The organism is Bradyrhizobium sp. CCBAU 45394 (assembly GCF_028128655.1).
GTDB classification, from domain to species: Bacteria; Pseudomonadota; Alphaproteobacteria; order Rhizobiales; family Xanthobacteraceae; genus Bradyrhizobium; species Bradyrhizobium diazoefficiens.
Window position 1 is genome coordinate 121,315 of sequence record NZ_LBIX01000164.1, and the last position, 25,599, is coordinate 146,913.

Annotated in this window: 24 protein-coding genes; 14 read left to right on the forward strand and 10 right to left on the reverse strand. The window is 64.7% G+C overall.

Going from position 1 to position 25,599, the window contains the following annotated elements; all coding sequences use genetic code 11:
* Positions 1–119 precede the first annotated feature (119 nt).
* A complete protein-coding gene (locus WN73_RS21930; RefSeq protein WP_271554739.1) occupies positions 120–590 on the forward strand; it encodes a winged helix-turn-helix transcriptional regulator in 471 nt (156 codons plus the stop codon).
* Between the two features lie 161 nt (positions 591–751).
* Here the strand turns inward: WN73_RS21930 and WN73_RS21935 are convergent, their stop codons facing one another.
* Positions 752–991 (reverse strand): hypothetical protein, encoded by a 240-nt coding sequence (locus WN73_RS21935; protein ID WP_028171576.1) that lies wholly within the window; start codon positions 989–991, stop codon positions 752–754.
* Positions 992–1,219: 228 nt separating this feature from the next.
* Here WN73_RS21935 and topA point away from each other — a divergent pair, with 228 nt between their 5' ends.
* From topA to WN73_RS21955, 4 genes are read left to right on the forward strand one after another with little or no spacing between them, the layout of a single operon-like run.
* Positions 1,220–3,976: a type I DNA topoisomerase gene (gene topA, locus WN73_RS21940; protein ID WP_028171575.1), complete on the forward strand. Its 2,757-nt coding sequence runs from the start codon at positions 1,220–1,222 to the stop codon at positions 3,974–3,976.
* A gap of 7 nt (positions 3,977–3,983) precedes the next feature.
* On the forward strand, positions 3,984–6,326 hold the full coding sequence (gene rnr / locus WN73_RS21945; protein WP_271554741.1) for a ribonuclease R: 2,343 nt from the start codon (positions 3,984–3,986) through the stop codon (positions 6,324–6,326).
* Complete coding sequence (locus WN73_RS21950) at positions 6,320–6,760, forward strand: DUF983 domain-containing protein (protein WP_271554742.1); 441 nt, start codon at positions 6,320–6,322, stop codon at positions 6,758–6,760. Before rnr ends, WN73_RS21950 begins: the two co-directional genes overlap by 7 nt.
* A 31-nt stretch (positions 6,761–6,791) precedes the next feature.
* Entirely contained in the window at positions 6,792–7,544 is a 753-nt protein-coding gene (locus WN73_RS21955) for an NUDIX hydrolase (RefSeq protein WP_028171572.1), read from the forward strand.
* A 57-nt stretch (positions 7,545–7,601) separates the two neighbouring features.
* Here WN73_RS21955 and WN73_RS21960 read toward each other — a convergent pair whose 3' ends face one another.
* Complete coding sequence (locus WN73_RS21960; RefSeq protein WP_271554743.1) at positions 7,602–8,150, reverse strand: hypothetical protein; 549 nt, start codon at positions 8,148–8,150, stop codon at positions 7,602–7,604.
* A gap of 293 nt (positions 8,151–8,443) precedes the next feature.
* On the opposite strand from WN73_RS21960, the gene WN73_RS21965 reads away from it, so the two are divergent.
* Positions 8,444–9,769, forward strand: coding sequence for an LLM class flavin-dependent oxidoreductase (locus WN73_RS21965; RefSeq protein ID WP_182871890.1), 1,326 nt, complete (start codon positions 8,444–8,446; stop codon positions 9,767–9,769).
* Between the two features lie 124 nt (positions 9,770–9,893).
* Positions 9,894–10,061 carry a 50S ribosomal protein L33 gene (gene rpmG / locus WN73_RS21970; protein WP_007603295.1) on the forward strand — a complete coding sequence of 56 codons (168 nt, stop codon included), beginning with the start codon at positions 9,894–9,896 and terminating at the stop codon, positions 10,059–10,061.
* 1,119 nt (positions 10,062–11,180) lie between these two features.
* On the opposite strand, the gene WN73_RS21975 is transcribed toward rpmG, so the two are convergent.
* The gene (locus tag WN73_RS21975) at positions 11,181–14,033 is read right to left on the reverse strand and encodes an ATP-binding protein (RefSeq protein WP_271554744.1); all 2,853 of its coding nucleotides are present in this window, start codon (positions 14,031–14,033) and stop codon (positions 11,181–11,183) included.
* A 223-nt stretch (positions 14,034–14,256) separates the two neighbouring features.
* Here WN73_RS21975 and WN73_RS21980 point away from each other — a divergent pair, with 223 nt between their 5' ends.
* Positions 14,257–15,204: a helix-turn-helix transcriptional regulator gene (locus tag WN73_RS21980; RefSeq protein ID WP_162603570.1), complete on the forward strand. Its 948-nt coding sequence runs from the start codon at positions 14,257–14,259 to the stop codon at positions 15,202–15,204.
* A 111-nt stretch (positions 15,205–15,315) separates the two neighbouring features.
* On the opposite strand, the gene WN73_RS21985 is transcribed toward WN73_RS21980, so the two are convergent.
* Positions 15,316–16,548: an MFS transporter gene (locus WN73_RS21985; RefSeq protein WP_011087880.1), complete on the reverse strand. Its 1,233-nt coding sequence runs from the start codon at positions 16,546–16,548 to the stop codon at positions 15,316–15,318.
* Between the two features lie 131 nt (positions 16,549–16,679).
* On the opposite strand from WN73_RS21985, the gene WN73_RS21990 reads away from it, so the two are divergent.
* Positions 16,680–17,288: a TetR/AcrR family transcriptional regulator gene (locus tag WN73_RS21990; RefSeq protein ID WP_028171566.1), complete on the forward strand. Its 609-nt coding sequence runs from the start codon at positions 16,680–16,682 to the stop codon at positions 17,286–17,288.
* A 296-nt stretch (positions 17,289–17,584) separates the two neighbouring features.
* On the opposite strand, the gene WN73_RS21995 is transcribed toward WN73_RS21990, so the two are convergent.
* The gene (locus WN73_RS21995; protein WP_028171565.1) at positions 17,585–18,958 is read right to left on the reverse strand and encodes a PleD family two-component system response regulator; all 1,374 of its coding nucleotides are present in this window, start codon (positions 18,956–18,958) and stop codon (positions 17,585–17,587) included.
* A gap of 14 nt (positions 18,959–18,972) precedes the next feature.
* Complete coding sequence (locus WN73_RS22000; protein ID WP_007603272.1) at positions 18,973–19,338, reverse strand: response regulator; 366 nt, start codon at positions 19,336–19,338, stop codon at positions 18,973–18,975.
* Between the two features lie 237 nt (positions 19,339–19,575).
* Here WN73_RS22000 and WN73_RS22005 point away from each other — a divergent pair, with 237 nt between their 5' ends.
* Both WN73_RS22005 and WN73_RS22010 read left to right on the forward strand, forming a co-directional pair.
* Positions 19,576–19,887 (forward strand): DUF3572 domain-containing protein, encoded by a 312-nt coding sequence (locus WN73_RS22005; RefSeq protein ID WP_011087883.1) that lies wholly within the window; start codon positions 19,576–19,578, stop codon positions 19,885–19,887.
* Positions 19,884–21,176 (forward strand): DNA polymerase IV, encoded by a 1,293-nt coding sequence (locus WN73_RS22010; protein ID WP_271554750.1) that lies wholly within the window; start codon positions 19,884–19,886, stop codon positions 21,174–21,176. Before WN73_RS22005 ends, WN73_RS22010 begins: the two co-directional genes overlap by 4 nt.
* A gap of 16 nt (positions 21,177–21,192) precedes the next feature.
* Here the strand turns inward: WN73_RS22010 and WN73_RS22015 are convergent, their stop codons facing one another.
* Positions 21,193–21,348: a hypothetical protein gene (locus WN73_RS22015; protein ID WP_165448163.1), complete on the reverse strand. Its 156-nt coding sequence runs from the start codon at positions 21,346–21,348 to the stop codon at positions 21,193–21,195.
* A 199-nt stretch (positions 21,349–21,547) separates the two neighbouring features.
* Between WN73_RS22015 and WN73_RS22020 the strand changes: the two genes are divergently transcribed.
* On the forward strand, positions 21,548–21,955 hold the full coding sequence (locus WN73_RS22020) for an ACT domain-containing protein (protein ID WP_271554752.1): 408 nt from the start codon (positions 21,548–21,550) through the stop codon (positions 21,953–21,955).
* Here the strand turns inward: WN73_RS22020 and WN73_RS22025 are convergent.
* The 3 genes from WN73_RS22025 to WN73_RS22035 form a co-directional block, all read right to left on the reverse strand.
* Positions 21,843–22,391 carry an NUDIX hydrolase gene (locus WN73_RS22025; RefSeq protein WP_333937980.1) on the reverse strand — a complete coding sequence of 183 codons (549 nt, stop codon included), beginning with the start codon at positions 22,389–22,391 and terminating at the stop codon, positions 21,843–21,845. The genes WN73_RS22020 and WN73_RS22025 overlap by 113 nt on opposite strands.
* A 12-nt stretch (positions 22,392–22,403) precedes the next feature.
* Entirely contained in the window at positions 22,404–22,805 is a 402-nt protein-coding gene (locus tag WN73_RS22030; RefSeq protein ID WP_028171561.1) for a RidA family protein, read from the reverse strand.
* 294 nt (positions 22,806–23,099) lie between these two features.
* Positions 23,100–23,945, reverse strand: coding sequence for a cell envelope integrity EipB family protein (locus WN73_RS22035; protein ID WP_028171560.1), 846 nt, complete (start codon positions 23,943–23,945; stop codon positions 23,100–23,102).
* A gap of 247 nt (positions 23,946–24,192) precedes the next feature.
* Here WN73_RS22035 and WN73_RS22040 point away from each other — a divergent pair, with 247 nt between their 5' ends.
* Complete coding sequence (locus WN73_RS22040) at positions 24,193–24,660, forward strand: RidA family protein (protein ID WP_008130072.1); 468 nt, start codon at positions 24,193–24,195, stop codon at positions 24,658–24,660.
* A gap of 5 nt (positions 24,661–24,665) precedes the next feature.
* Positions 24,666–25,412 (forward strand): glycerophosphodiester phosphodiesterase, encoded by a 747-nt coding sequence (locus WN73_RS22045; protein WP_028171559.1) that lies wholly within the window; start codon positions 24,666–24,668, stop codon positions 25,410–25,412.
* The last annotated feature ends 187 nt before the right edge of the window (positions 25,413–25,599 follow it).

Consider the following 25,599-nt stretch of genomic DNA (forward strand, 5'->3'; position numbering starts at 1 on the left):
TCGCCTCCAGTGGTTTCATAATGAAACTACGTTGCCATCTAGGGCATTTGGTTTTATGATGCAACCACACAAGCGCGTGATCGCCTCCGGAATCGGGCGAACGCGAAAGGACCAGGACGATGGTGAAACGAACCAGCTTCGAGGGCGATACCTGCCCGATCGCACGCTCGCTGGAGGCGATCGGCGACTGGTGGTCGCTCTTGATTATCCGCGAGGCGCTGTTCGGCCTGCGCCGCTTCGGCGAGTTTCAGAGCAAGCTCGGCATGGCGAAGAACATTCTGGCCGTACGGCTGCGCGCGCTGGTCGATCACGACATTCTGGAGACCGCCCCCGCCTCCGACGGCAGCGCCTATTCTGAATACGTGCTGACGCCGAAGGGCCGCGGCACCTTCCCGATCCTGGTCGCGCTCCGGCAATGGAGCGAGGAATTCGACGACCACCCCGAGCAGATCGCGACCATCCTGGTCGATCGCGAGAAGGGCCGCCCGGTGCGCAAGCTGGAGCTGCGCGCGGAGGACGGGCGCCTGCTCAGCCAGGCGGATACGACAGTGAAGCCGCGACCGGCGCTGCGGCGGCGCGCAACAGGATGACATCGCGTACGATCTCTCCTCATGGTCGTCCCGGCGAAGGCCGGGACCCATAACCACAGGGAGCGGTTAGGCGAAGACTCGTGGTTCGGAATTGGCCCCCCGCTCAGATCGATAGACCTCGCGGTATGGGTCCCGGCCTTCGCCGGGACGACATGAGAACCTCACGACAGCTTGCGCTTGGTGCGCAGCCGCAGATGCTCGTCGGCCTCCAGCTGCGTCATGCCTAAGAGATAATGCAGAACGTCGAGCCTGTGGCGCTCGGCGAGCTTGCGCAACACCGCCACCTGCTCGGCGATGAAGGCAACCGCCTCATCGGCCCCGCCTTCCCCCGGTTCCTCGTGGCGCGAGCCTTCCCGCGCGCCTGATGCGGCGCGCGCCCGTTTCTTTCCTGGCCTAGTCACCAGACCCCACCCCGAATCCATGCCCCACGGGAACATTACGCCCACATCGACCGCAACTCCAAGGTGGTATTTTGCAACTTTCTCGATATGAAACTTTTCCCATCGCGGCGGCTTTCTACACCCCTCGATTTGACAGCGACGGCCTCACCACCCATGTTCGGTTCGAAACGGCCGACCCGAATCTCGTCGAATTCGGCCTAGAATTTCCCCATAAGTTACTGGAACTACATGAATATCGTCATTGTGGAGTCGCCGGCGAAAGCCAAGACGATCAACAAGTATTTGGGCTCGTCCTATGAGGTTCTGGCCTCGTTCGGCCATGTCCGCGACCTCCCGGCGAAGAACGGTTCCGTCGATCCGGACGCCAATTTCAAGATGATCTGGGAGGTCGACCCCAAGGCGGCCGGCCGGCTCAACGATATCGCCAAGTCTCTGAAGAACGCCGACCGCCTGATTCTCGCCACCGACCCTGATCGCGAGGGCGAGGCCATCTCCTGGCACGTGCTGGAGGTGTTGAAGGAAAAGCGCGCTCTCAAGGATCAGAAGATCGAGCGCGTGGTGTTCAACGCCATCACCAAGCAGGCCGTCACCGACGCGATGAAGCATCCGCGCCAGATCGACGGCGCGCTGGTCGACGCCTATATGGCGCGCCGCGCGCTGGACTATCTGGTCGGCTTCACCCTCTCCCCCGTGCTGTGGCGCAAGCTGCCGGGCGCCCGCTCGGCCGGCCGCGTGCAGTCGGTGGCGCTGCGCCTCGTCTGCGACCGCGAGCTCGAGATCGAGAAGTTCGTCGCCCGCGAATACTGGTCGCTGGTCGCGACCCTGCTCACCCCGCGCGGCGATGCGTTCGAGGCGCGTCTCGTCGGCGCCGACGGCAAGAAGATCCAGCGCCTCGACATCGGCACCGGCGCGGAAGCCGAAGACTTCAAGAAGGCGCTGGAAGCCGCCGCCTACGCGGTCACGGCGGTCGATGCGAAGCCCGCCCGGCGCAATCCGCAGGCGCCCTTCACCACGTCCACGCTGCAGCAGGAAGCCAGCCGCAAATACGGCTTTGCGCCGGCGCACACGATGCGCATCGCCCAGCGCCTCTATGAAGGCATCGATATCGGCGGCGAGACCACCGGACTCATTACTTATATGCGTACCGACGGCGTGCAGATCGATCCGTCCGCGATCACCCAGGCGCGCAAGGTGATCGGCGAGGATTACGGCAACGCCTACGTGCCGGAGGCCCCGCGCCAGTACCAGGCCAAGGCCAAGAACGCCCAGGAAGCTCACGAAGCGATCCGCCCGACCGACATGTCCCGCCGCCCGGACAGCATGAGCCGCAAGCTCGATTCCGATCAGGCGCGGCTCTACGAGCTGATCTGGAAGCGCACCATCGCGAGCCAGATGGAAGCGGCCGAACTCGAGCGCACCACCGTCGACATCACGGCGAAGGCCGGCGGCCGTACGCTGGAGCTGCGCGCCACCGGCCAGGTCGTCAAGTTCGACGGCTTCCTTGCGCTCTACCAGGAAGGCCGCGACGACGAGGAAGACGAGGATTCCCGCCGCCTGCCCGCGATGAGCGCCGGCGACGGCCTGAAGCGGCAGTCGCTCGCCGTCACCCAGCATTTCACCGAGCCGCCGCCGCGCTTCTCCGAGGCCTCGCTGGTCAAGCGCATGGAGGAGCTCGGCATCGGCCGGCCCTCGACCTATGCCTCGATCCTCCAGGTCCTGAAGGACCGCGGCTACGTCAAGCTGGAGAAGAAGCGCCTGCACGGCGAGGACAAGGGCCGCGTCGTGGTCGCGTTCCTCGAAAGCTTCTTCAGCCGCTACGTCGAATACGACTTCACCGCCAACCTGGAAGAGCAGCTCGACCGCATCTCCAACAACGAGATCTCCTGGCAGCAGGTGCTGAAGGATTTCTGGAGCGGCTTCATCGGCGCCGTCGACGAGATCAAGGATTTGCGCGTGGCGCAGGTGCTGGACGTGCTCGACGACATGCTCGGACAGCACATCTATCCGCCCCGCGCCGACGGCGGCGACATCAGGCAGTGCCCGAGCTGCGGCAACGGCCGGCTCAATCTCAAGGCCGGCAAGTTCGGCGCCTTCGTCGGTTGCTCGAACTATCCGGAGTGCCGCTACACCCGCCAGCTCGCCGCCGACAGCGAGGCGACGGCCGACCGTTCGCTCGGCCAGGATCCCGACACCGGTCGCGACGTCTGGGTCAAGGCTGGCCGCTTCGGCCCGTACATCCAGCTCGGCGAGCAGAAGGATTATGAGGAAGGCGAGAAGCCGAAGCGCGCGGGCATCCCGAAGGGCACCTCGCCCGGCGACGTCGAGCTCGAGCTTGCGCTGAAACTGCTGTCGCTGCCGCGCGAAATCGGCAAGCATCCGGAGACCGGTCAGCCGATCACCGCCGGCCTCGGCCGCTTCGGGCCGTTCGTGAAGCACGAGAAGACCTATGCCAGCCTCGAGGCCGGCGATGAGGTCTTCGACATCGGCCTCAACCGCGCCGTGACGCTGATCGCGGAAAAGGTCGCCAAGGGCCCGAGCCGCCGCTTCGGCGCCGACCCCGGCAAGGCGATCGGCGATCATCCGACGCTCGGCACCGTCACCGTGAAGAGCGGCCGTTACGGCGCCTATGTCACCGCCGGCGGCGTCAACGCGACGATCCCGGCCGAGTTCGAAAAGGACACCGTCACGCTGCCGCAGGCGATCGCGCTGATCGACGAGCGCGCGGCCAAGGGTGGCGGCAAGACCAAGGCGAAGAAGGCGGCGAAGCCGGCCAAGGCCAAGAAGGCTGCGGCGAAGGCCGCCGGCGGCGATGACGCCGCGCCCAAACCCAAGAAACCGGCCGCGAAGAAAGCCGCGGCCAAATCCGAATCCACCAGCAAGGCGCGCGCCGCCGTGTCGTCGACTGCAAAGACGTCGCCGACCAAGGCCGCCGCCACCAAGAATCCTGCAAACACTCCGGCCAAGAAGAGTGCCGGCAAGAATTAGAGGTTAAGTGAAACGCAAGAATGACCGTGGCTTTCCCGACAGGCAAGCCATCGTCGCCTTCATCAAGGCAAATCAAGGAAACGTCGGCACCCGCGAAATTGCGCGCGAGTTCGGCCTGAAGAACGCCGATCGCGTCGAGCTCAAGCGCATGCTGCGCGAGCTCGCCGACGACGGGACCATCAAGAAGAAGCGCCACAAGGTCTCGGAACCGGACACCCTGCCGTCGACGCTGGTCGCCGACATCACCGGCCGCGACTCCGATGGCGAGCTGATCGCCTCCCCCACCGAATGGGACGAGGTCGAAAGCGGCGAACCGCCAAAAATCCTCATCGTCATGCCGCGCCGGCCGAAGCCCGGCACCGCCGCCGGCGTCGGCGACCGCGCCCTGCTGCGCGTCGAGCGCATCGACGAGACCGAAGGCCCGGCCTATCGCGGCCACATCATCAAGGTCTTCGACAAGGCCAAGAGCCGCATCCTCGGCGTGTTCCGCGAGCTTCCCGAAGGCGGCGGACGGCTCGTCCCCGTCGACAAGAAATCTGCCGACCGCGAGCTGAACATTGCCGCGGCCGACACGCAGGGCGCCCAGGACGGCGACCTCGTCAGCGTCGACATCGTCCGCTCACGCGCCTTCGGCCTCGCCTCAGGCCGCGTGAAGGAGAAGCTCGGCTCGGTCAAGTCGGAGAAGGCGATCAGCCTGATCGCGATCTACGCCCACGACATTCCCCTGCAATTCCGCCCCGCGGCAGAGCGTGAAGCCGAAGCAGCGGAGCCGGCGAACCTGAAGGGGCGCGAGGACTGGCGCGACGTCCCGCTCGTCACCATCGATCCGCCCGATGCGAAAGATCATGACGACGCGGTGCATGCGCAGGCCGACGACGATCCCAACAACAAGGGCGGTTTCATCGTCAACGTCGCCATTGCCGACGTGAGCTTCTACGTGCGGCCGGGCACCGCGCTCGACCGCGACGCGCTCGACCGCGGCAATTCGGTCTATTTCCCCGACCGCGTCGTGCCGATGCTGCCGGAGCGCATCTCCAACAATCTCTGCTCGCTGGTGCCGGGCGAGCCGCGCGGCGCGCTGGCGGTGCGCATGGTGATCGGCCCCGACGGCCGCAAGCGCTCGCATACGTTCCACCGCATCCTGATGCGCTCGGCGGCGAAGCTGAACTACGCACAGGCGCAGGCCGCGATCGACGGCCGGCCTGACGACACCACCGGCCCCCTGCTCGATCCGATCCTGAGGCCGCTCTACACCGCCTATGCCTGCGTCAAGCGCGCAAGAGACGAGCGCGATCCGCTCAATCTCGATCTGCCCGAGCGCAAGATCCTCTTGAAGAGCGATGGCACGGTCGATCGCGTCATCGTTCCGGAGCGTCTCGATGCGCACAAGCTGATCGAGGAGTTCATGATCCTCGCCAACGTCGCGGCGGCCGAGATGCTGGAGAAGAAGTCGCTGCCGCTGATCTACCGCGTGCATGACGAGCCGACGCTGGAGAAGGTTCACGCGCTCGCGGAGTTTCTGGAGACGCTCGACGTTCCCTTCGCCAAATCAGGCGCGCTGCGCCCGGCCCTGTTCAACCGCGTGCTGGCCCAGCTCGAGGGCCACGACCACTTCCCGCTGGTGAGCGAAGTCGTGCTCCGCGCCCAGGCGCAGGCCGAATATTCCGCCGAGAATTACGGTCATTTCGGCCTGAACCTGCGCCGCTATGCGCATTTCACCTCGCCGATCCGCCGCTATGCCGACCTCGTCGTGCACCGCGCGCTGGTTCGCGCGCTCGGCCTTGGCGAAGGTGCGCTGCCCGACACCGAGACACCGGAAACGCTCGGCGAGGTCGCAGCCCACATCTCGGTGACCGAGCGGCGCGCGATGAAGGCGGAGCGCGAGACCGTGGACCGCCTGATCGCGCACCATCTCGCCGACCGCATCGGCTCCAGCTTCCAGGGCCGCGTTTCCGGCGTCACGCGCGCCGGCCTGTTCGTCAAGCTGAGCGAGACCGGCGCCGACGGCCTGATCCCGATCCGATCCCTTGGCACGGAATATTTCAACTATGACGAGAGCCGCCATGCCCTCGTCGGCACGCGCAGCGGCGCCATGCATCAGCTGGGTGACGTGGTCGACGTCCGTCTGATAGAAGCAGCTCCTATCGCGGGCGCGCTGCGCTTCGAGTTGCTGTCGTCAAGCGGCGAGACCGCGCCGCAGGGCCGCAGGGCATCCGGTCGGCAACGCCGCCCCTCGTTCAAGGCGCATCCCGGACGCAGTCCGGCGAAGAAGCACAAGCCGGCGAAGCCGAAGAAGCCCGGCAAGGGCAAGAAGAACAAGGGCAAAGGCCAGAAGGGCAAGGCATGGTGACGATGAGCACGGCCCCGAAAATCTGGACGCGCGAGACCGGCCTCGTCGAGAAGCGCGATGTCTGGACGGCAATGAAGCGCGGCTTTCGCGGCCGCTGCCCGCGTTGCGGCGAAGGAAAACTGTTCCGCGCCTTCCTGAAGACCGCTGATCATTGCTCGGCGTGCGGCCTCGACTTCACGCCGCATCGCGCCGACGATTTGCCCGCCTATCTCGTCATCGTCATCGTCGGCCACATCGTGGTGCCCGGCATCCTCTGGATCGAGACCAACTACACGACGCCGGTCTGGCTCAGCTTCGCGGCCTATCTGCCCTTCACGTTCTTCGTCTCGCTCGCGCTGCTCCAGCCGGTCAAGGGTGCCGTGGTCGGATTGCAATGGGCTCTGCGCATGCACGGCTTTGACGACAACCCTCCGGATGGTATTCCGCCGGTGTAAGCAATAAGCAAGAAGCGGTTTGGGTGAGGACATGACGGACACGTTGCAGGCAGCCGAGAAGGCAAAGATCCACGAGGGCAAGGAAGCCGACCATCATCCCTATTTCCGCCCGAAGGATGCGGCGACACTGATCCTGGTCGATCGCGGCGGCGCCGTTCCGAAAGTCCTGGTCGGCAAGCGCCACGACAAGGTGGTGTTCATGCCCGGAAAATTCGTCTTCCCAGGCGGCCGCGTCGACAAGGCCGACTACCGCGTGCCGTGTGCGGCCCCCATCACCTCCGAGCTGGAAGCCAACCTCGCCAAGGGCAGCCCGAAGACGCCGGCCTCACGCGCAAAATCGCTGGCGATCGCCGCGATCCGCGAGGCCTGCGAGGAGACTGGCCTCTGCCTCGGGCGCAAGGCCGAGGGGAAAGCGCCCAAGCTCGACAGCGCCTGGAAGCCGTTTGCGGATGCGGGCCTGCTGCCCGACCCCTCAGGCCTGTTCCTGATCGCGCGCGCCATCACCCCGCCCGGTCGCGTCAAGCGGTTCGACACGCGCTTCTTCACCGCGGATGCCTCCGCGATCACCCATCGCGTCGAGGGCGTGATCCATGCGGATGCGGAGCTGGTCGAGCTGGTCTGGGTCGAACTCGGCTCGAAGCCGCTCGCCGATCTGCATCCGATGACGCGCAACGTGCTCAACGAGCTCGACACGCGCCTTGCCACCGGCCCGCTCCGCCACGACGCGCCGGTGCCGTTCTTCCATTTCTACGGCGGCAAGATGCAGAAGGATATTTTGAGCTGACTGCTCACCTCTCCCGTAGGGAGTGGTGAACCGGGCTAAGCCGATCGAGTATTCTTATCATGCGTCGTCGCTATCCGGCTCGGTGCCGACATAGTCGCGCGCCGGCAGCTTGAGGACGCGGCCGATCTCGCCCGCGAGCTTGTCCGCCTCCTCGCGCCTGGTGAAGCTCATCAGGTTGATCGGCTCGGTGCCCTTGTTGCCGCAGAGATTGACGTCATAGGTCGTCAGATCCGCATCGTAGTCGTCGGTGATGCTGATGAAATGATAGTCGGCGAGATTGCGATGCCTGCGAATGTTCAGCGGGCCGAACTGGCTGGTGATGACGATCTGGCGCAGCGTCTCGTTGAGCACGACGAAATAGCGGAAGGTGAGCAGGATCAGGCCGGGGATGCCGACGAGCAGCCCGAGGCCGGTGAACACCAGCACCGGCACGAGGTCATCGGCGAGCCGGCCGAAGCTGGAAAAATCCTGGCGCAGGCCGAGCGCGACATTCCACAGCAGATAACCGCTGGCCGCCAGCAGCGGCAACGACAGCAGCCGGCCAACCCAGGGCATCGGCCGGTCGATACGGACCATGCCGCCATCCACTGTCATCGCGCCTGCCATTGATGGTCTCCTCACGAGGTCATGGCTTTGGTCGGAGCGAGCAGCGGATTGGTTCGATGGGCGCTCCTTCGTCATTCCGGGGCGCGCCCCTTGGCGCGAGCCCGGAATCCATCGCGCGTCGGTCGCTGCGGCCCGATGGATTCCGGGCTCGCCGCTGACGCGGCGCCCCGGAATGACGGGATTGTGCTGAGTGGATCGCGAAATACGAAAAATTCTTCCCGCCTCCCCCAATGGCGGAGTTCCCACTCATGCCTATGTCTTTCCCCAACGACACCCAGAACGGATACGGGGCGATGGCACAACGACAACTCAAGCTTGGCGCGTTCATGCGCCCGATCAGCATCCACACCGGCGCCTGGCGCTATCCGGGGGCCTGGCCGGACGCCAATTTCAATTTCGGCCACATCAAGACGCTGATCAGGAAGCTCGAGGCCGGCAAGTTCGACGCCTTCTTCATGGCCGATCACCTCGCCGTGCTGAACATGCCGATCAACGCGCTCAAGCGCAGCCACACCGTGACGTCGTTCGAGCCGTTCACGCTGCTGTCGGCGCTCTCGGCCGTCACCGAGCGGATCGGCCTGATCGCGACGGGCTCGACCACCTTCGACGAGCCCTATCACGTCGCGCGCCGCTTCGCCTCGCTGGACCATCTCAGCGGCGGCCGCGCGGGCTGGAACATCGTCACCACCTCGAACCCGGACGCCGCGCTGAATTTCGGGCTCGAAGATCACATGGAGCACGCCGAGCGCTACAAGCGCGCCCGCGAGTTCTACGACGTCGTCACCGGCCTGTGGGATTCCTTCGCCGACGATGCCTTCGTGCGCGATGTCGAGAGCGGGCTGTTCTTCGAGCCCTCGAAGATGCACACGCTCGACCACAACGGCAAATATCTGAAGGTGCGCGGCCCCCTCAACATCGCCCGCCCGGTGCAGGGCTGGCCGGTGATCGTGCAGGCCGGCGCCTCCGAAGACGGCAGGCAGCTTGCGGCCGAGACGGCGGAGGCCGTGTTCACCGGCGGCGGCAGCCTCGCCGACGGGCAAAAACTCTACGCCGACATCAAGGGCCGCATGGCGAAAGTCGGCCGCGACCCTGAACATCTCAAGATCCTCCCCGGCGCCTTCGTCGTGGTCGGCGACAGCGTCGATGAAGCCAAGGAGAAGCGCGCGCTGCTCGACAGCCGCGTGCATTACGACAGCGCCATCGCCTCGCTCTCCGTCATCCTCGGCACCGATGCGTCGGGCTTCGACCCGGACGGGCCTCTGCCGGAGATCCCCGAGACCAACGCCAGCAAGAGCGGCCGCCAGCGCATGGTGGACCTCGCCGCCCGCGAAAAGCTCACGGTGCGCCAGCTCGCCCAGCGCGTCGGCGGCTATGGCGGGCTGGCCTTTGTCGGCACCGCCAAGACCATCGCCGACCAGATGGAGGAATGGCTGGTCGGGCGCGGCTCCGACGGCTTCAACATCATGTTCCCGTTCCTGCCGGCCGGCCTTGACGATTTCGTCGACAAGGTCGTCCCGGAGCTCCAACGGCGAGGGATTTTCCGCAAAGAGTATGAAGGGGCCACTTTGAGGGAGAATCTGGGCCTGCCGCGGCCGAAAAACCGGTTCTTCGAGGCGTAATGGGCCCGATTTGGGTGGTTTTCGGGGTGTAAAACCTTGACATTAGGCGGTTTCTGGCTAGGTTGCCGGCCAACGCGGGCCGTTTGGCCGGCTCCAGATTCCCTTCATTTCTGAGGTTCTGAACATGGCCAAAGCGGTCACCATCAAGGTCAAGCTCGTGTCCTCGGCCGACACCGGCTTCTACTACGTCGCCAAGAAGAATTCGCGCACCATGACCGACAAGCTGGTCAAGAAGAAGTACGACCCGGTCGCGCGCAAGCACGTCGAATTCCGCGAAGCCAAGATCAAGTAAGAAGATCAAGTAAGATCGCGGGATACGCAACGGACTTTTGACGGGGCCTCACGGCCCCGTTTTTATTTTGTCTGTCGTGTCCCGGGCGCGCGGCAACGCGCGGGCGCTGTAGCGCTGGGTCCGGAGCGCGAGACTGAAGCTGACGCGCTACTCCTTCTCCACGCCGTCATTGCGAGGAACTCGCGACAAAATTGCGGAGCAATCCAGTCGTTCTGCAGAGGCACCCTGGATTGCCTCGCGGAGCCTGTCATCGCGCCGCGCTTTGCGCGGCCGGTGGCTCGCAATGACGGCGCGAGCATTCCGCGTTCTGCATGGCTGCCATCTCGGCCGCGGGCCACCGGCAGACATCCGTTCAACCCTCGGTTGCCCGATCCGGAACGTATGTTACCGTGCACTTACCGGAACGGCATTTCCGTCCCGGATTTGGGAAGGACATGGTCATGAGATTGTCATCAAGCCTTGTCGTGCCTTCAACTGTCGCTGTCTTGTCAACCGTCCTGGTGTGCGGTCCCGCCGCGTCGCAAATCCCGACCGGCTCCGCCGCCACACTTCCCCCCGTCACGGTCGATGCACCGAAGCAATTGACGAAGCCACCTGCGCCGCAGCGGGCGGCAAACACCGGGGCATCATCGCGCCGGACTGCGTCAACCGTTCAAACGTCATCGTCAACCGCGCGGACGCCTTCGTATGCACCGGGTTCAGTGATGGGGAGGATTGCCAGCCTGGAGAAAGTCGCCAGCAGCTGCAACGGTGGCTGTGCATCAAGTTTCCCACACGGCAAGGAGCCCTGGATTGGCTGTAGCGAGTCGGGTGGCAACATAGATTATGGACCTTTCTCGCCAACGTGCCGAGACACCATCACCCATACGTCCTACGAGAATTGCGTCGAGACGAAGGTGTTCCTGGGCGAGAATCGAAACAGAGCCCACTGGTTCTGCAGCAGCCTGGCCGCCGGCAACAGGTTTAAGGTCGCAGAACTCAAGCGGTCGGGGCGTCCGCGCTAGTCCCGTCCGCTTGAACTCAGCCGCGGATGTCGGCCCGCGCTTGCCGCGGGTCGCCACGTTGAAGCCGTCCGATTCCAACGTTGGCGCCAGCAGTCGGCGCCAACGGCCATCTCCATCACGAGTTCGTCCTGCCGACCAGGGACGCCAACAGGCGGCCGGCAGCTGCCAGATCTGCCGTCTCCAGGCCTTCCGTGAATCGCTCGAACACGGGCCTTAACAGCCCGCAGGCATCGTCAGGTTGCCCTCGACCTGCCAACAGCGCAGCCAGATCGATTGCGGTGCGTAACTCCCAGGCGTGCGCGCCTTGGCGACGGCTCAATTCGAGCGACTGCTTGAACCAGCGTTCCGCATCGTCAACCCGGGTCGGCATAGCCAGGACGGCGCGTCCCCTGACACGCAACGCTTCTGGCATGAAGAAGAGATCTCCATTCTCCTCGGCCCGGCTGATCGTGTCATCGACCAATCTTATGGCTTCGCCGACCTGTTCGATTGCGAGGAGCCCTTGCGCCAGGAGAATGTTGAACTCCGTGTTGCGCACCTCGTAGTGCATCGCGTGGCAGTGCTTCAGGCAACCGCGAAGTGTGTCGACGCCGCCCCTTGCATCGCCACGACGGATCGCGAGGATGCCTTTGTACCCGTAGCCAACATGAAGATAGGGGCCCAGGGAATGGGACCGGGCATGCGCCACCAGGCGGTCAGCATGTGCTTCGGCGCTTGCGAGATCGCCGTTCCAGACGAATACGTCCGGAGCCCAGGCAAGAGCGACAGCAAGCGATGCGGGATTGGTGCTGGATTCCGCGTCTTTGATTGTCTCGCGCGCGCGGACCGCGGCCTTGGTGGGATGCCCCTGCACCCATAGGCCCCGCGCAAGGCCGAGGCCAACCAGGATACGGTCATCGAACCCAAGATAGGCCCGCTGGGCGTGCGACCAATGCTGGAGCGCAGCCTCGAGCTCCGACCGGGCGCTGCCGTGCTCACCGATGAAGTGGAGCGCCCTGCCCACGGCCGATTGGGCCAGGGCCATCGCGTGAGGGTCCTCGGCGGCCCCGGCAACCGTCCGCGCGCGCCTTGCATGATCCAGCGCAGTCTTGAATTCGCCGTCGCGCGTGCAGAACATCGACAGCGTGCCGAGAATTCCAACTTGGCTGAGCACGTTGCCGCCTGCCTCCGCAATCGCGAGGCTTCGGTCCAACGCCGCACGCGCTGCGTCGCTCGGCCCGTTCATGTGCATTGACGCAACCCCGAGGTTTGCCTGGAGCTGCATCTCCTCCGGTTCGCCGCGGGTCCTGCCTTCCAGCGCGACGATTGCGTGCTGCGACCAGCGATAGCATTCGGACAACAGCGACATCGCCAAAAGGACAGGCGCTGCGGCTGCCGCCAGCTTGATCCCGATTTCGGGATCGCCGCCCTCGCCAAAACACCATTCCAACGCCGCCCGGACATTGTTGAGGTCGGCAAGGTGCGCCTCCCTTTCAGCGCCGCTCGACAACGCTGCCCATTCCCTTCCCGCCTGCTCCGACCAGCGCCGAAAGTAGTTTGCGTGACGCGCGGCCAGATCGGCAGCCTCCGGATCGGCGATTTCCGTCCCGAGAATGTAAGTGCGCGTCGTATCAAGCAGCCGATAGCGCATCATGGCTCCGATCGGGCGGGTCGTAACCATCGACTTGGCAATGAGGCTGTCGATCGCGCCAAGGACGGCGGTCTGGTCGACGTTGACGCTTGTGACCACCGCGAGCATTGCGTCCAGCGTGAAATGTCCGACGAACACGGCCAGCCGGCGAAGTACCAGCCGCTCGACGCTGGAAAGCAACCGGTAGCTCCAGTCCAGCGTTGCCTGCAAAGTCTTATGACGCGGCGGCGCGGTGCGCGAACCCAGCCACAACAAGGTCAAGCGCTGGTCGAGCAGAGCCGCCGTATCGCGCAATCCATAGGCCTCGACGCGCCTTGCTGCCAGCTCTATGGCCAATGCCACGCCGTCCAGCTTCCGGCAGATACCGACCACGATTGGCGCGTCTGCATCGTCGAGATCCAACCGGGCGCCGCTCGCCGCTGCGCGTTCGACGAACAGCTGCGTAGCTGGGAACGATCGCGCAATTGCCGCCGTTGGCATCGCGTCGTCTGGCGGGCATGCCAACGGCTCCAGTCGATAGATCTGCTCCCCATCAACCTGTAGCGCTTCTCTGCTGGTCGCGAGTATGTGGACTTGCGGGGTCTCTCTGAAGACGCACGACGCGAAGGTCGCTACCGACTCGATCAGATGTTCGCAGGTGTCGAGGATCAACAGGACCCGCTTGTCCCGAAGATAGGCGATCAGGTTCGGCGTAGCGTCGTCCGATCGCACCGATAGTCCCAGCATGGATGCGACGGTACTCGTCACCAGCCGTGAATCGCTCAACATGCTCAGATCGACAAACAGCACCGCGCCCCCGAATGCCTCAATCAGGTGGTGCCCGAGCGCGGTCGCGAGCGTGGTCTTGCCGACGCCTCCGAGGCCGACCACCGTGACGAAGCGCGCCACTTCCAGCTGGGCGGCGACCCTTTGCAGATCATCTTCCCGGTCGATCAATCCTGCGGGACGGACGGGCAGGTTGGCGTTTCGAAAGCTCTCAGCGGCAGCTGATGCCGCCTCGGGCTCCCCGAGCGACCGTGAGACTGGCGCTACGAAGCAGTAGCCTCGACCGGCCACGGTCGTTATGTATCGCGCGCCGTCTTTTCCGTCGCCGAGCATCTTGCGCAGGCTGGCCATTTGACCACGCAGGCTGCCCTCTTCGACCGTGACGTTGGGCCAGACCAGCGACAGAAGGTCTTTCTTGCTGATGACTTCATTCGGCGTGGAGACAAGAGCGGTCAGAATTTCGTAGGCGCGTGCGCCCAGGTCGACGGGAACTCCGTCTTTGGTGAGCAACCGCTCGCTTGCAGTCAGGCGAAACGGCCCGAACGACAGGACTTCCTTGCCGTGCGTCGTCATTGGAACCGTCGCATTGTGCCCATGCTCCGGACCACATTTTAGGCCAAGGTCCCGCGTCAGGCCAACGGTCGGGAAATTGCCGTGCAGTCCTCACACTACCAAGGGCGAAGGACTGACGCCTCCTAACAACATTTCACAACGCATGACGGGCCATTCGCGACGGTTGGGCCTAGCTTGTTCGCCATCGGATAGGACGGCGCACGACAATGTCGAGCACAAGCCCATGAACAAAACCATCTTGCACGATCCCTTGGCGGCTCTGTTCTCGCCGGGGGCGCACCCGAGGGACGTTCCGGTTCCCGAGCTCCGCCCGGCCGATGTGGAGATGGCGCGGGTCCTCAAGACCGCGCCAATTCGTATGGCCTCCGATCCGTTGGGCGGCGCCATCGCCCATTGGAAACATGGCGCCCTGCATGACGTCGTTGAACCCATGGCCAATCATGTCGTCATGACTTACCCGTGCGGCGTGCAGCGACTTGAGCGGCGCGCCGGCAAGTCGGTCGCGATCGGAACGGCCCGTTCCGGCGTGGTGACGATCATTCCGGCAGGCTCAAGCGCCCGATGGGACATTGCCGGGGACATCAATGTCGTTCAGCTCTACCTCCCCCACACGACGCTCGATCGTGTTGCCCGGGAAGCCCGCGCGGCTGCACCTGGCGACCTCATGGAGCGAACGGGGCATCCCGATCCCATCACATCCCGCCTGCTGCTGAGTGCAGCGGATGCACTGGACGGCAATGCGGCCCTGGATGCCTTGTTCAGACATCAACTGACAGATCTCCTGGCCACCCGCATCTTGGCCGCGCACGTCGGTTCGCCTACCGCGATCCAGGCACTGATCGGCGGGCTGTCGCCAACAGCCCTCCGCCGCGCGATCGATCGCCTGCGCTCGGAGAGCGATTCCGATGTCTCTCTCGCGATGCTTGCTTCGGATGCCGGCCTGTCACGCTTCCATTTCTGTCGTGCCTTCAAGGAAAGCACAGGGCTCTCGCCGCATGCCTGGCTCCGCCAGTACCGACTCGAGCAAGCCATGAACATGCTGCGCGATACTGACGATTCGGTCGTCTCGATCGCAGCGGCGCTCGGGTACGCCTCCCAAACCGCCTTTGCCGCGGCGTTCAGAAAACTCGCCGGCGTGACACCGAGCGACTGGCGGCGACGTCTCCGTTAAGCAGCAATCGCCCTGCAGGCGCTGCAATCGGCTGCGCAGCTACAGCTCATTTCCGTGAGATCCTGCGACATCCGCCCCCCCCAAACCGCCGCTCACGAGTCCCCGCCCCGGCTACGCCGTCCGCAGCACCGGCGGCTGCGACGGCCGGATCAGCGCGAACGCCACCTGCACGATGCCGCCGGCAAGACCGAGCGCGACGCCGATGCGCCAGGCCATGGTGTAGGAGCCGAGCGCGTCGTAGAGCACCCCTCCGCCGTAGGCGCCGAGGAAGCTGCCGATCTGGTGGCTCATGAAGGCGAGGCCCTGGATCATCGCCTGCCAGCGCAGGCCGAACATCTCGGCGACCGCGCCTGCCACCAGCGGCCCTACACCCATCCACAGGAAGCCCATGATGGCGCCGAACAGCAGCGTCGAGAACGACGTCGCCGGCAGCATGAAGTACCAGGCGAGCGCCAGCGAGCGCAGGATGTAGATGCCCCCTAACAGCGCGAGCTTATTCCAGCGCTGGCCGGCCCAGCCGAAGAACAGCGAGCCCAGCACGTTGAAGCCGCCGATCATGCCGAGCGTCTGCGCGCTCAGCATCGGATCGAGGCCGCAGATCGCGAGGTAGGACGGCAGGTGCGTCGTGAGAAACACGAGCTGCATGCCGCAGACGAGATAGGCGCAGGTCATCACCGCGAAGGAGGCGTTGCCGAACGCGGCCGTCGCCACCGATGCGGCCGTGGCGTCGCCGATATCGTCGGCGGCCGGCTTCGGCAGCGGGACCTTGTCGACACGCCCCGCATACCAGGCCGCAGGGATCATCAGCACCGACATGATGACGAAGCCGGCGAGCCCGATGCGCCAGCCAAAGCCTTCGTTGAGCAACTGCCCGATCGGCGCGGACAGCAGCGCGCCGAGCGAGCCCGCGCCGGAGACGATGCCGAGCACGGTGGACCGAACGGTCTCGGGCACAGCGCGCGCGGCCACCGACATCGCGATCGCCGCCGCGGTGCAGGCGAGCGAGGTGCCGATCAGCACGCCGGCGCCGATCATGATGCTGACGAGCCCGCCCGCGGTCGCCATCAGAATGAGGCCTGCGATGTACATCAGCGAGCCGACGATCATGATCGGGCGGAAGCCGTAGCGCACCGTCATCGCGCCGGCGAGCGGCTGGAGAAAGCCCCAGGCGAGGTTCTGCACGGCGAGCGCCAGCGTGAAATCCGAGATCGAAATGTGGATGTCGTGAGTCAGCGGCTGCATGAAGATGCCGAGGCTCTGCCGCAACCCCATGCTTAGCGTCAGCATGATCGAGGCGCCGATCAGGATGGGCAAGGTCGGCCGCAGGACCTGCAACAGGGGCATTTTTCTTCTCCCTCGTGGGCGCGGCGCGAGCGCCGACGTCTGCAATATCAGTTGATTTTGGTTACACAGACCTGTGTACTTAGGCTATGAAAAGGTGCACGCTGTCAAGCGAACAGGACGCGCGCTGCTGCATGGCTCCCCCGACGACCCCACAGACGATGAAGGAGCGGATCCTCGAGACCGCCGACAAGCTGTTCTATCTGCAAGGCATTCGCGCCATCGGCGTCGACACCATCGCGGCCGAGATCGGCATCTCCAAGCGCACGCTGTACAACCACTTCCCCTCCAAGGACGCGCTGATCGCGGCTTACCTCGAGCGCCGTTTCGTAGCCCCGCGCCCCTCCGACAAGCCGCCGGCCGAGCAGATCCTCGCCACCTTCGATTCGCTGGAGCGCCGTTTTGCGGCGAAGGATTTTCGCGGCTGCCCGTTCGTGAATGCGGTGGCCGAGCTCGGCCCAAAGGACCGCGCGGTGAGGAAGATCGCGGTCGCCTTCAAGGAAAGCCGCCGCGTCTGGTTTCGCGAGCGGCTCAACGAACTCGGCGTTGCGAATGCGGACGCGCTGGCAACGCAGCTCGTGCTGCTGGTCGACGGCTCCATCGCCCAGGACCTCGTCCGCGACGACCCCGCGATGGCGCGCGCCGCGAAGGAAGCGGCGAAGGTGTTGTTGCGGAATGCGGGGGTGGATGTGGGGGATGGTGCGGCGAAGCCCGCGAAGGGGCACAAGCGCCCGCCAGACTAACCATTGTCGCCGTATCGCTCGCTGTCATCACCCGCGAAAGCGGGTGATCCAGTATTCCAGAGGCGGTTGTGATTGAACCGAGAGGCCGCGGCGTACTGGATTCCCCGCCTTCGCGGGGAATGACAGCGGAGTTTGTAGGACCGCCGCGATCCTAACAAAATGCCCCTGTTTTGCCCGACGAGCCAAACGGCGCTATCGCCAGCGCAAGCCGTCTTGCTACCCGCGTAAGCCCTTGATCCGACTAGCGCCGGCTACTGTGCATGGGGTTGTTTTCGCGACTTTTGTGCGAGCCGCCCTCACGCCGCCTGCGACACCACCCGGTTGCGGCCGTCGTGCTTGGCGCGGTACAGCGCGGTATCGGCGCGCTTGAGGACGTCGGCGACCGCCTCGCCCTTCTGCTCCAGCGTTGTGAGGCCGATCGAGATCGTGACCTCGATGCGCTTGGTGCCCTTGTGGATCGCGAACGGCTCGCCCGCGATCGAGCGGCGCAGGCGCTCGGCGACCATGCCGGCAACGTGGAGATCGGTCTCCGGCATCACGATGACGAACTCCTCGCCGCCATAGCGGCAGGCGAGGTCAATGCCGCGGATCGACTTGCGCACGCGCACCGCGAATTCGCGAAGCACGTCGTCGCCGGCATCGTGGCCGTAATTGTCGTTGATCGACTTGAAATAGTCGATGTCCAGGATCATCAGCGCCAGCGGCTTGCCGCGGGTTGCGGCCTGCTCGGCCAGCGTCGCCAGATGGCTCTCCATGTAGCGGCGATTGTGCAGGCCGGTGAGCGCGTCGGTGATCGCCATCTCGATCGAATTCTGCACGTTGTCGCGCAGATGATCGGTGTAGCGGCGGCGACGGATCTGGGTGCGGGCGCGCGCCAGCAGCTCGGTCTTGTCGATCGGTCGCAGCAAATAGTCGTTGACGCCGATCTCGAGGCCGCGGAGCAGCCGCGTCGAGTTCTCGGGGTCCGCGATCGCCAGGATCGGCACATGGCGCGTGCGCTCCAGCGAGCGCGCCTGGCTGCAGAGCCTGAGGCCATCGAAATTGTTGAGGTCGAGCGAGACGATCAGCAGGTCGTAATTGCCCTCGGCGGCGTGGAACAGCGCTTCGGTCGGGTTCGGCTCGACATCGACGGTGTGCTCGGCGGCGAGCAGGCTCGCCAGCCGCTCATAGGAGGACTGGCGGTCGTCGACCAGCAGGATGCGGCCGCCCTTGCCGGTGTCGGCGACCGCAGTGCGCTCCGGCGCCTGCATGCCGATCTCGAGCGAGGTGATGGCGCGCATGCGCAGCTCGTCGGTCATCATCTTCAGCCGCGTCAGCGAGCGCACGCGCGCGATCAGCACGACGTCGGAGACGGGTTTGGTCAGGAAATCGTCGGCGCCCGCTTCCAGCCCGCGGTTGCGGTCGGACGGGCTGTCGAGCGCCGTCACCATCACGACGGGGATGTGGTGCGTCGCCGGATCGGTCTTCAGGCGGCGGCAGACCTCGAAGCCGTCCATGTCGGGCATCATCACGTCGAGCAGGATGATGTCGCATTCGGCGCGGCGGGAGATCGCCAGCGCCTCGGTGCCGTTCGAGGCGGTCATCACGTCGAAATATTCGGCGGAAAGCCGGGCCTCGAGGAGTTTGACGTTGGCAGGAACGTCATCGACAACCAGGATACGCGCGGACACTTTGAACTCACTTCCTATCCGATAAAACGCCGGACCGTCTCAATGAACTTGCCGACCGAGATCGGCTTGGACAAATAGGCTTCGCAGCCGCCCTCGCGGATGCGCTCTTCGTCGCCCTTCATCGCGAAGGCCGTGACCGCGACGACGGGAATGGAGCGCAACTCCGGATCGTCCTTGATCCAGCGCGTCACCTCCAGGCCCGAGACCTGCGGCAATTGGATATCCATCAGCACGAGGTCGGGCCGCATTTTTCGAACGAGATCCAGCGCCTCGTAGCCGTTGCTGGTGCCCGTGGTCTGGTAACCGTGCGCCTCCAACAGGTCGCGGAAGAGCTTCATGTTGAGCTCGTTGTCTTCCACGATCAGGACGGTCTTAGCCATCCCGTCCTCCTGATTGGCACGAAGCCCGATACATGTGACGCCTCAGGCGCCGCTCCCCGGCGCTTCGAAAACTGGATTCAAACTAGCCTCAGATTCGCTCTAGTTTCGTTAAACCCGAGGGGCCACTTTCTGCGATGTGGTTTCCAGTTGCTTGTCGGGCGTCGCAAGACTCAGGCGCGAGACTCGGGCATATTCCAAAGTAGACACTGAAAGTTAACGGAAAGGCAAACTGGGCCCTTGAAAAAGCCTGTTCACAACCCCCGCGAAGTCGCTGAAATCGTTGCGATTCAGGCATTGTCCTTTGTCGCGGGCGAGCCCGAGCGGCTGGGTCTGTTCCTGGCCGAGACAGGTGTCGGCCCGGAGACCCTTCGGAACGCCGCCTCGGACCCCAATTTCCTCCTCAGCGTACTCGATTTCGTGCTGCGCGATGACGCGACCGTGAAGGCCTTTGCCACGGCCTCGGAGCTGCATCCGACCAACGTTGCCGCGGCGCGGCAGGTGCTGGGCGACGCGCTCGGCGACCGGACCTGGGAGCGCGACGTGCCGTGACCGTCTGCGACCCGGCCGGGCCCCGCTGCTTCTGCCGGGATTGCCTGGTCGATCTGGATATGGGCGTGCGGCGCTGCTCGGCTTGCGGTTCCCCTCGCCTCGTCCGCCACCGCGCGCTCTCGAGCCTGACCATCGCCCATATCGACTGCGACGCCTTCTATGCGACAGTCGAGAAGCGCGACAATCCTGACATCGCCGACAAGCCCGTCATCATCGGCGGAGGCAAGCGCGGCGTGGTGTCGGCCGCCTGCTACATCGCGCGGACCTATGGCGTGCGCTCGGCGATGCCGATGTTCAAGGCGCTGGAGGCCTGCCCGCACGCGATCGTGATCCGTCCCGACATGGCGAAATACGTCCGCGTCGGCCGCGAGGTACGCCAGGCCATGCAGGCGCTGACGCCGCTGGTCGAGCCGCTCTCGATCGACGAGGCCTTCCTCGATCTCTCCGGCACCGAGCGGGTCCACGGCATGATCCCGGCCAAGGTGCTGGCGCGGTTTGCGCGCAATATCGAGCGCGACATCGGCATCAGCGTCTCGGTCGGCCTCTCCTGCAACAAGTTCCTGGCCAAGATCGCCTCCGACCTCGACAAGCCGCGCGGCTTTGCCGCACTCGATCAGGAGGAAGCGCGTTTGATGCTGGCTTCGAGGCCGGTCGGCTTCATCTTCGGCGTCGGTCCTGCGACGCAGGAACGCCTGGTGCAACGCGGCTTCCGCATCATCGCCGACCTTCAGAAGGCCGACGAGATCGAGATGATGCGGCAATTTCCGAGCGACGGCCGTCGGCTGTGGCGGCTTGCCCGCGGCATCGACGACCGCCGCGTCGAGCCCGATCGGGGCGCCAAGACGATTTCCAGCGAAACCACCTTCGAGACCGACATCCGCGATTTCGCGACGCTGGAGAAGATTCTCTGGCGCCTCTGCGAGAAGACGTCGTCGCGGCTGAAGAGCAGCGAGCTTGCCGGCTCGACCGTCACGCTGAAGCTGAAGACCGCCGACTTCCGCCAGCGCACGCGCTCGCAGTCGATCGCAGCGCCAACGCAGCTCGCCGCAAAGATCTTTTCGATCTGCCGCGAGATGCTGGCCAAGGAAATCGACGGCACCGCCTTCCGCCTGATGGGCGCCGGCGTCAGCGCGCTGCGCGAAGGCTCGCCCGCCGACGACACCGACATGCTCGACCGCCGCGCCGCCCACGCCGAGCGCGCGGTGGACAGTCTGCGCAAGAAGTTCGGCAACTCCGCCGTCATTCGTGGCATCGCGTATGATGGTCCCGAAACAGGACAGCAGGAGTGATCTTGTCCTGCTCAATTCAGTCGCGTTCGAAGATCCGCGCACCCGGATAGACGCGCCGGGCATACTGAACGACCAACTGCCGATCCTGAGTCTCCAGGAACGGAGTTCGGATCTGACAAGACCCGACGACGAGGTGCCACAGGCCGTTGAGCTTTCGAATGATGACGTTCATTTGAGCTTCCTCGCAGTGACCCGAGTGGACTCAAATTGTAAGAATCTCCCGCCGTCGCTCAATTGTACCAGCGTAAGGTCAGCGTATGAGAAGGATTGCAAGAGATATACAAAGGTATGTTGACCGTGACTCCAACGGCTTCCGGCGCCGATAGCTTCGCAAGGGCTCAAACGATCCCGCCCGCCCAGGAGCTGGCACCGTGATAGGCGAACGCGACCTCAGCGTGCTGTTGAAAAACATGAAGCCGGAGATGCAGCCCGGCGCCTTCGTGTTTTGCACGATCCCGCCCAACGAGCCCATTCCCGCAGCGGTCAACCCACTGCTGACGTTCCGCGAGCAGGAAGGAACGACGCTGGTGATCCCACGCGAAGAAGCCGAGGCATCAGGCTTACGCTACGCGTTTGCATCGCGCCCGATCACCCTGACGGTTCACTCCGCACTCGATGCGGTGGGCTTTCTGGCGGCTATCACGGCGCGACTGGCCGAAGCCGGCATCAGCGTGAATGCCGTTTCGGCCTTCCACCACGACCATCTCTTTGTGGCTGTCGACCAGGCCGATGAGGCGATGGCCGTTCTGCGGGAGATGTCCAAAGCGAAGCACTCGTAGCCCGGGTGGAGCGAAGCGCAATCCGGGCTACGGGATTCACGAACACAGCGGAAGTAGGTTGTCCCGCGTCAAAGGCGCGAGTTTGACAGCTCCGGGCGTGGACGGATCGAGCCAGAGAATCTCCTCGATCTCGGCTCCCCGGAGCGACCGGATGCGCAATGACGATGCGGAAAACCTCCGCATCGACCTGCCGGCCCGGCTCATTCGCGGCAGGCGCAGTGTATCGCCCGACATAGGTCATCTCGCTCGGATCGATATCGATCCCGAGCTCCTCCGACAATTCGCGCCTCAGTGCGTCCTGCGGATGCTCGCCGGTCTCGATCTTTCCTCCGGGCTGCATGAAGCTTTCGGTAGCCTTCTTCCTGACCAGCAGGACGCGCCCATCGCTCCTGCTCATCAAGGCAGCAGCGATCCGAATGGAATTCTGCAAAGTCATTCCGTCCGCACCTCAATCCGCGACCGCCACCGCCTCGATCTCGATCAGCCATTCCGGCGCGGCGAGCGCGGAGACGCCGACGAGGGTGGAGGCCGGCGGCTCCATGCCTTCGAAGAAGGCGGAGCGGGCCTTGCCGATGATCGGGCGCAGCTCCGGCTTGTAGTTCACCACGAAGGTCGTGATCTTGACGATGTTGGCGTAGCTCGCGCCGGCAGCTTTCAGCGCCAGGCCGAGATTCTGCATCACCTGCGTCGTCTGCGCGGCGATATCGCCCTCGCCGACGATCCGCCCCTCCTCGTCGGTCGAGACCTGGCCCGAGATGTAGATCGTCCGCGCGCCCGTGGCGGTGACGACGTGGGAATAGGCCGGATTGTGGTGCAGGCCGCTGGGGCGGAGATGGTCGAGCTTGGGCATGGAGCTGGCTCCCGGAGGTTTGTGGTTGGGAGAGAGCGTAGCGGGAGAGGGAGCTGAGGGCCAGCCCGTCATTGCGAGGAGCTCTTGCGACGAAGCAATCCAGAATCGTTCCTCTAAGAGATTCTGGATTGCTTCGCTGCGCTCGCAATGACGACACGGAGTGAGAGCCGACAAACAACTCTCGCCGTCCTTCCGGGGCGGTCCGCAGGACCGAACCCGGAATCTCGAGATTCTCAGGTGCGCAATTGCGCACCATAGTTCTCGCTTCGCGAGCCCCGGAATGACGATCGACGCTCAATTACAGGGCTTACTGTCCTTGACGTCGAACTTGCCCATCGCGCCCGAGATGACGAAATCATTGTAATCGAGCACGAGCTGGCGCGAGACGCCGTTCTCATAGAGCTCGAATGCCATTGCATAGATCGGCGTCTGCTCGCCCTCCTTCTGCTGGGCGTCGCGGTCGAAATAGCTGACGGTGACGGGCCAGCGCTTGAGCGATTTCATGTGCTCGTCCGTGGTGGACGGATCGGTCGAGGAGGCACGGTCGGCGGGGATCGGCTGGCCGATCACGGTCAGCGTGTTGTAGACTTTCTGGCCGTCGTCGGAGCCGTCATAGACGGACAGCTCGAGCAGCGACTTGCCGTCCTTGGCGGCGGCGATGATGCGCTGGATCTGCTCGGTCGGGAACACGATCTTGCCGTCGAGCGTAAAGCTCTTCGGCGCCGGCAGCTTCAGCTTGACGTTGATGTGATCGCCGTCGCGCTCTGCCGATCCGTCGACCCGTCCGGCGTCGGCCTCGTTCATCCGCGTCTCGATCTTGAAGCGGTAGCTTTTTCCCGCGGCGTCCTCCCAGGAGTTGGAGCGGAGGTCGCTGAGCGTGATCTTGCCCTCGCCGCTGTCGAGCTCGGAGACCTGGCGGAATTCGGAGGTGTAGCCCTCGCAGGAGCTTCCGGTGAAATTGTAGAGGATGCGGCCGCGCGCGCTGTTGACCGAATTGGAGCGCGACTTGACGAGGCTGAGGTCATAGAGCGCCTGATGCGCGAGGAACGGACCGTTGGCGGCCAGCGCCCCGCCGCCGGGGCCACAAGCGGCCGCCGCGAGCGCCATCACACCGAGCGAAGTCCGGAAAAGGTGCATCATGTCTGTTCCTTGAAGATGCGTCCTTGGGAAGCGCAGATTCCCCATTTTAATGACCGTTCCATTGCGTCGCAACTGAGGCCGTTTCACGTAAAGTTGCGGCCCTCGCCCTGAACCTCCTGCCCTGCCTCAACAAAACGCAGCCCGCCGGGGTTGCTTGCATGTGGCGGCACGATGGGCGAAACAGGGCGCGCCCGGCCGCCGATGGGACGCGCCCGGGGTGGATGATTTTTGGACAACGAGGTCGAAGATGGCGGGCACGGTCGAGCAGAAACTGGCGGAACAGGGTATCAAGCTGCACGAGGCGCCCACCCCCGTGGCCAACTACGTGCCGTTCGTGCGCACCGGCAATCTGCTGTTCGTCTCCGGCCAAGTCTGCTTCGATCCCGCGGGCAAGCTGATCGCCAAGGGGAAGCTGGGTGCCGGCGTCTCGATCGAAGAAGGCGCCGCGGCCGCGCGCGGCTGCGCCGTCAACCTGCTGGCCCAGGTCAAGGCGGCCTTGGGTGATCTCGACAAGGTCGTCCGCGTGGTACGCCTCGGCGGCTTCATCAACTCGGCGCCGGACTTCCTCGACGGGCCGAAGGTGCTCAATGGTGCCTCCGACCTGATGGTTGCCGCCTTCGGTGACAAGGGCCGCCATGCCCGCACCACCGTCGGCGTCGCCTCGCTGCCCGCGGATGCGGCGGTGGAGGTCGAGGGTGTGTTCGAGGTCGCCTGACGCGAATGCGCGCCCCTGATTGGCTGACAGCCCGGCCGGTCGCCCATCGCGGCCTGCACGACATTTCCCGCGGAATCGTCGAGAACATGCCGGGCGCGGTCCAGGCTGCGATCACAGGCAATTTCTCGATCGAGGTCGACATCCAGCTCTCGGCCGACGGCGAGGCCATGGTCCATCACGACCATGCACTCGGCCGCCTCACCGAGGCCACCGGCGAGGTGATCGAGAGGACCGCGGCGGAGCTGAGGGCGATCAGGTTCAAGGACACGGACGAGCGGATGATGTCGCTGTCCGACCTCTGCGCCATGGTTGGCGGCCGGGTGCCGCTGGTGATTGAGGTGAAGAGCCATTTTGGCGGCGACCGCAAGCTGGTGAAGCGGATGGCCGAGGTGCTGGCGTCCTATCAGGGCCCCGCGGTCGGCATGTCCTTCGATCCCGACCAGGTGCTGGCGCTGCGCGAACTGCTGCCCTCTCGCCCGCGCGGCATCGTCGCGCAGCGGAGCTATGAGGACGAGTACTGGGCCAAGCTGACCGCGGCGCAGCGCGACAGCATGCTGTACCTGCGCCACGGCTTCCAGACCCAGCCGCATTTCGTCGCCTTCAAGGTCGACCACCTCCCGGCACCCGCCCCCTGGATCGCCCGCAATGTGTTCGGCTGCGCCCTGCTCGGCTGGACCGTGCGGACGCCGGAGCAGCGGACGCGAGTCGGACAATACGCGGACCAGATGATCTTCGAGGGGTTCGTGCCGTAGCCCTAGGGTCGTCCTGGCGAAAGCCAGGACCCATTACCCCAGGGAGGAGTCGTGGCCCGAAGCTGCAACTCCGAGTCATCGCCAAACCAAATTCTGTGGGTATGGGTCCTGGCTATCGCCAGGACGACTCGGGATAGATCTTTGCACAATCGCTGATACCGCGTTTGCATCTACACCTCAGTTCCCG

Coding starts and splice junctions, on each gene's coding strand:
- WN73_RS21950 (WP_271554742.1), top strand. CDS start 6,320: ATGGTGACGATGAGCACGGCCCCGAAAATCTGGACGCGCGAGACCGGC.
- topA (WP_028171575.1), top strand. CDS start 1,220: ATGAATATCGTCATTGTGGAGTCGCCGGCGAAAGCCAAGACGATCAAC.
- WN73_RS21955 (WP_028171572.1), top strand. CDS start 6,792: ATGACGGACACGTTGCAGGCAGCCGAGAAGGCAAAGATCCACGAGGGC.
- WN73_RS21985 (WP_011087880.1), bottom strand. CDS start 16,548: ATGCCCCTGTTGCAGGTCCTGCGGCCGACCTTGCCCATCCTGATCGGC.
- rpmG (WP_007603295.1), top strand. CDS start 9,894: ATGGCCAAAGCGGTCACCATCAAGGTCAAGCTCGTGTCCTCGGCCGAC.
- WN73_RS21965 (WP_182871890.1), top strand. CDS start 8,444: ATGGCACAACGACAACTCAAGCTTGGCGCGTTCATGCGCCCGATCAGC.
- WN73_RS22040 (WP_008130072.1), top strand. CDS start 24,193: ATGGCGGGCACGGTCGAGCAGAAACTGGCGGAACAGGGTATCAAGCTG.
- WN73_RS22035 (WP_028171560.1), bottom strand. CDS start 23,945: ATGATGCACCTTTTCCGGACTTCGCTCGGTGTGATGGCGCTCGCGGCG.
- WN73_RS21930 (WP_271554739.1), top strand. CDS start 120: ATGGTGAAACGAACCAGCTTCGAGGGCGATACCTGCCCGATCGCACGC.
- WN73_RS21960 (WP_271554743.1), bottom strand. CDS start 8,150: ATGGCAGGCGCGATGACAGTGGATGGCGGCATGGTCCGTATCGACCGG.
- WN73_RS21975 (WP_271554744.1), bottom strand. CDS start 14,033: ATGACGACGCACGGCAAGGAAGTCCTGTCGTTCGGGCCGTTTCGCCTG.
- WN73_RS22025 (WP_333937980.1), bottom strand. CDS start 22,391: ATGACTTTGCAGAATTCCATTCGGATCGCTGCTGCCTTGATGAGCAGG.
- WN73_RS22030 (WP_028171561.1), bottom strand. CDS start 22,805: ATGCCCAAGCTCGACCATCTCCGCCCCAGCGGCCTGCACCACAATCCG.
- WN73_RS21980 (WP_162603570.1), top strand. CDS start 14,257: ATGAACAAAACCATCTTGCACGATCCCTTGGCGGCTCTGTTCTCGCCG.
- WN73_RS22015 (WP_165448163.1), bottom strand. CDS start 21,348: ATGAACGTCATCATTCGAAAGCTCAACGGCCTGTGGCACCTCGTCGTC.
- WN73_RS22000 (WP_007603272.1), bottom strand. CDS start 19,338: ATGGCTAAGACCGTCCTGATCGTGGAAGACAACGAGCTCAACATGAAG.
- WN73_RS22045 (WP_028171559.1), top strand. CDS start 24,666: ATGCGCGCCCCTGATTGGCTGACAGCCCGGCCGGTCGCCCATCGCGGC.
- WN73_RS21990 (WP_028171566.1), top strand. CDS start 16,680: ATGGCTCCCCCGACGACCCCACAGACGATGAAGGAGCGGATCCTCGAG.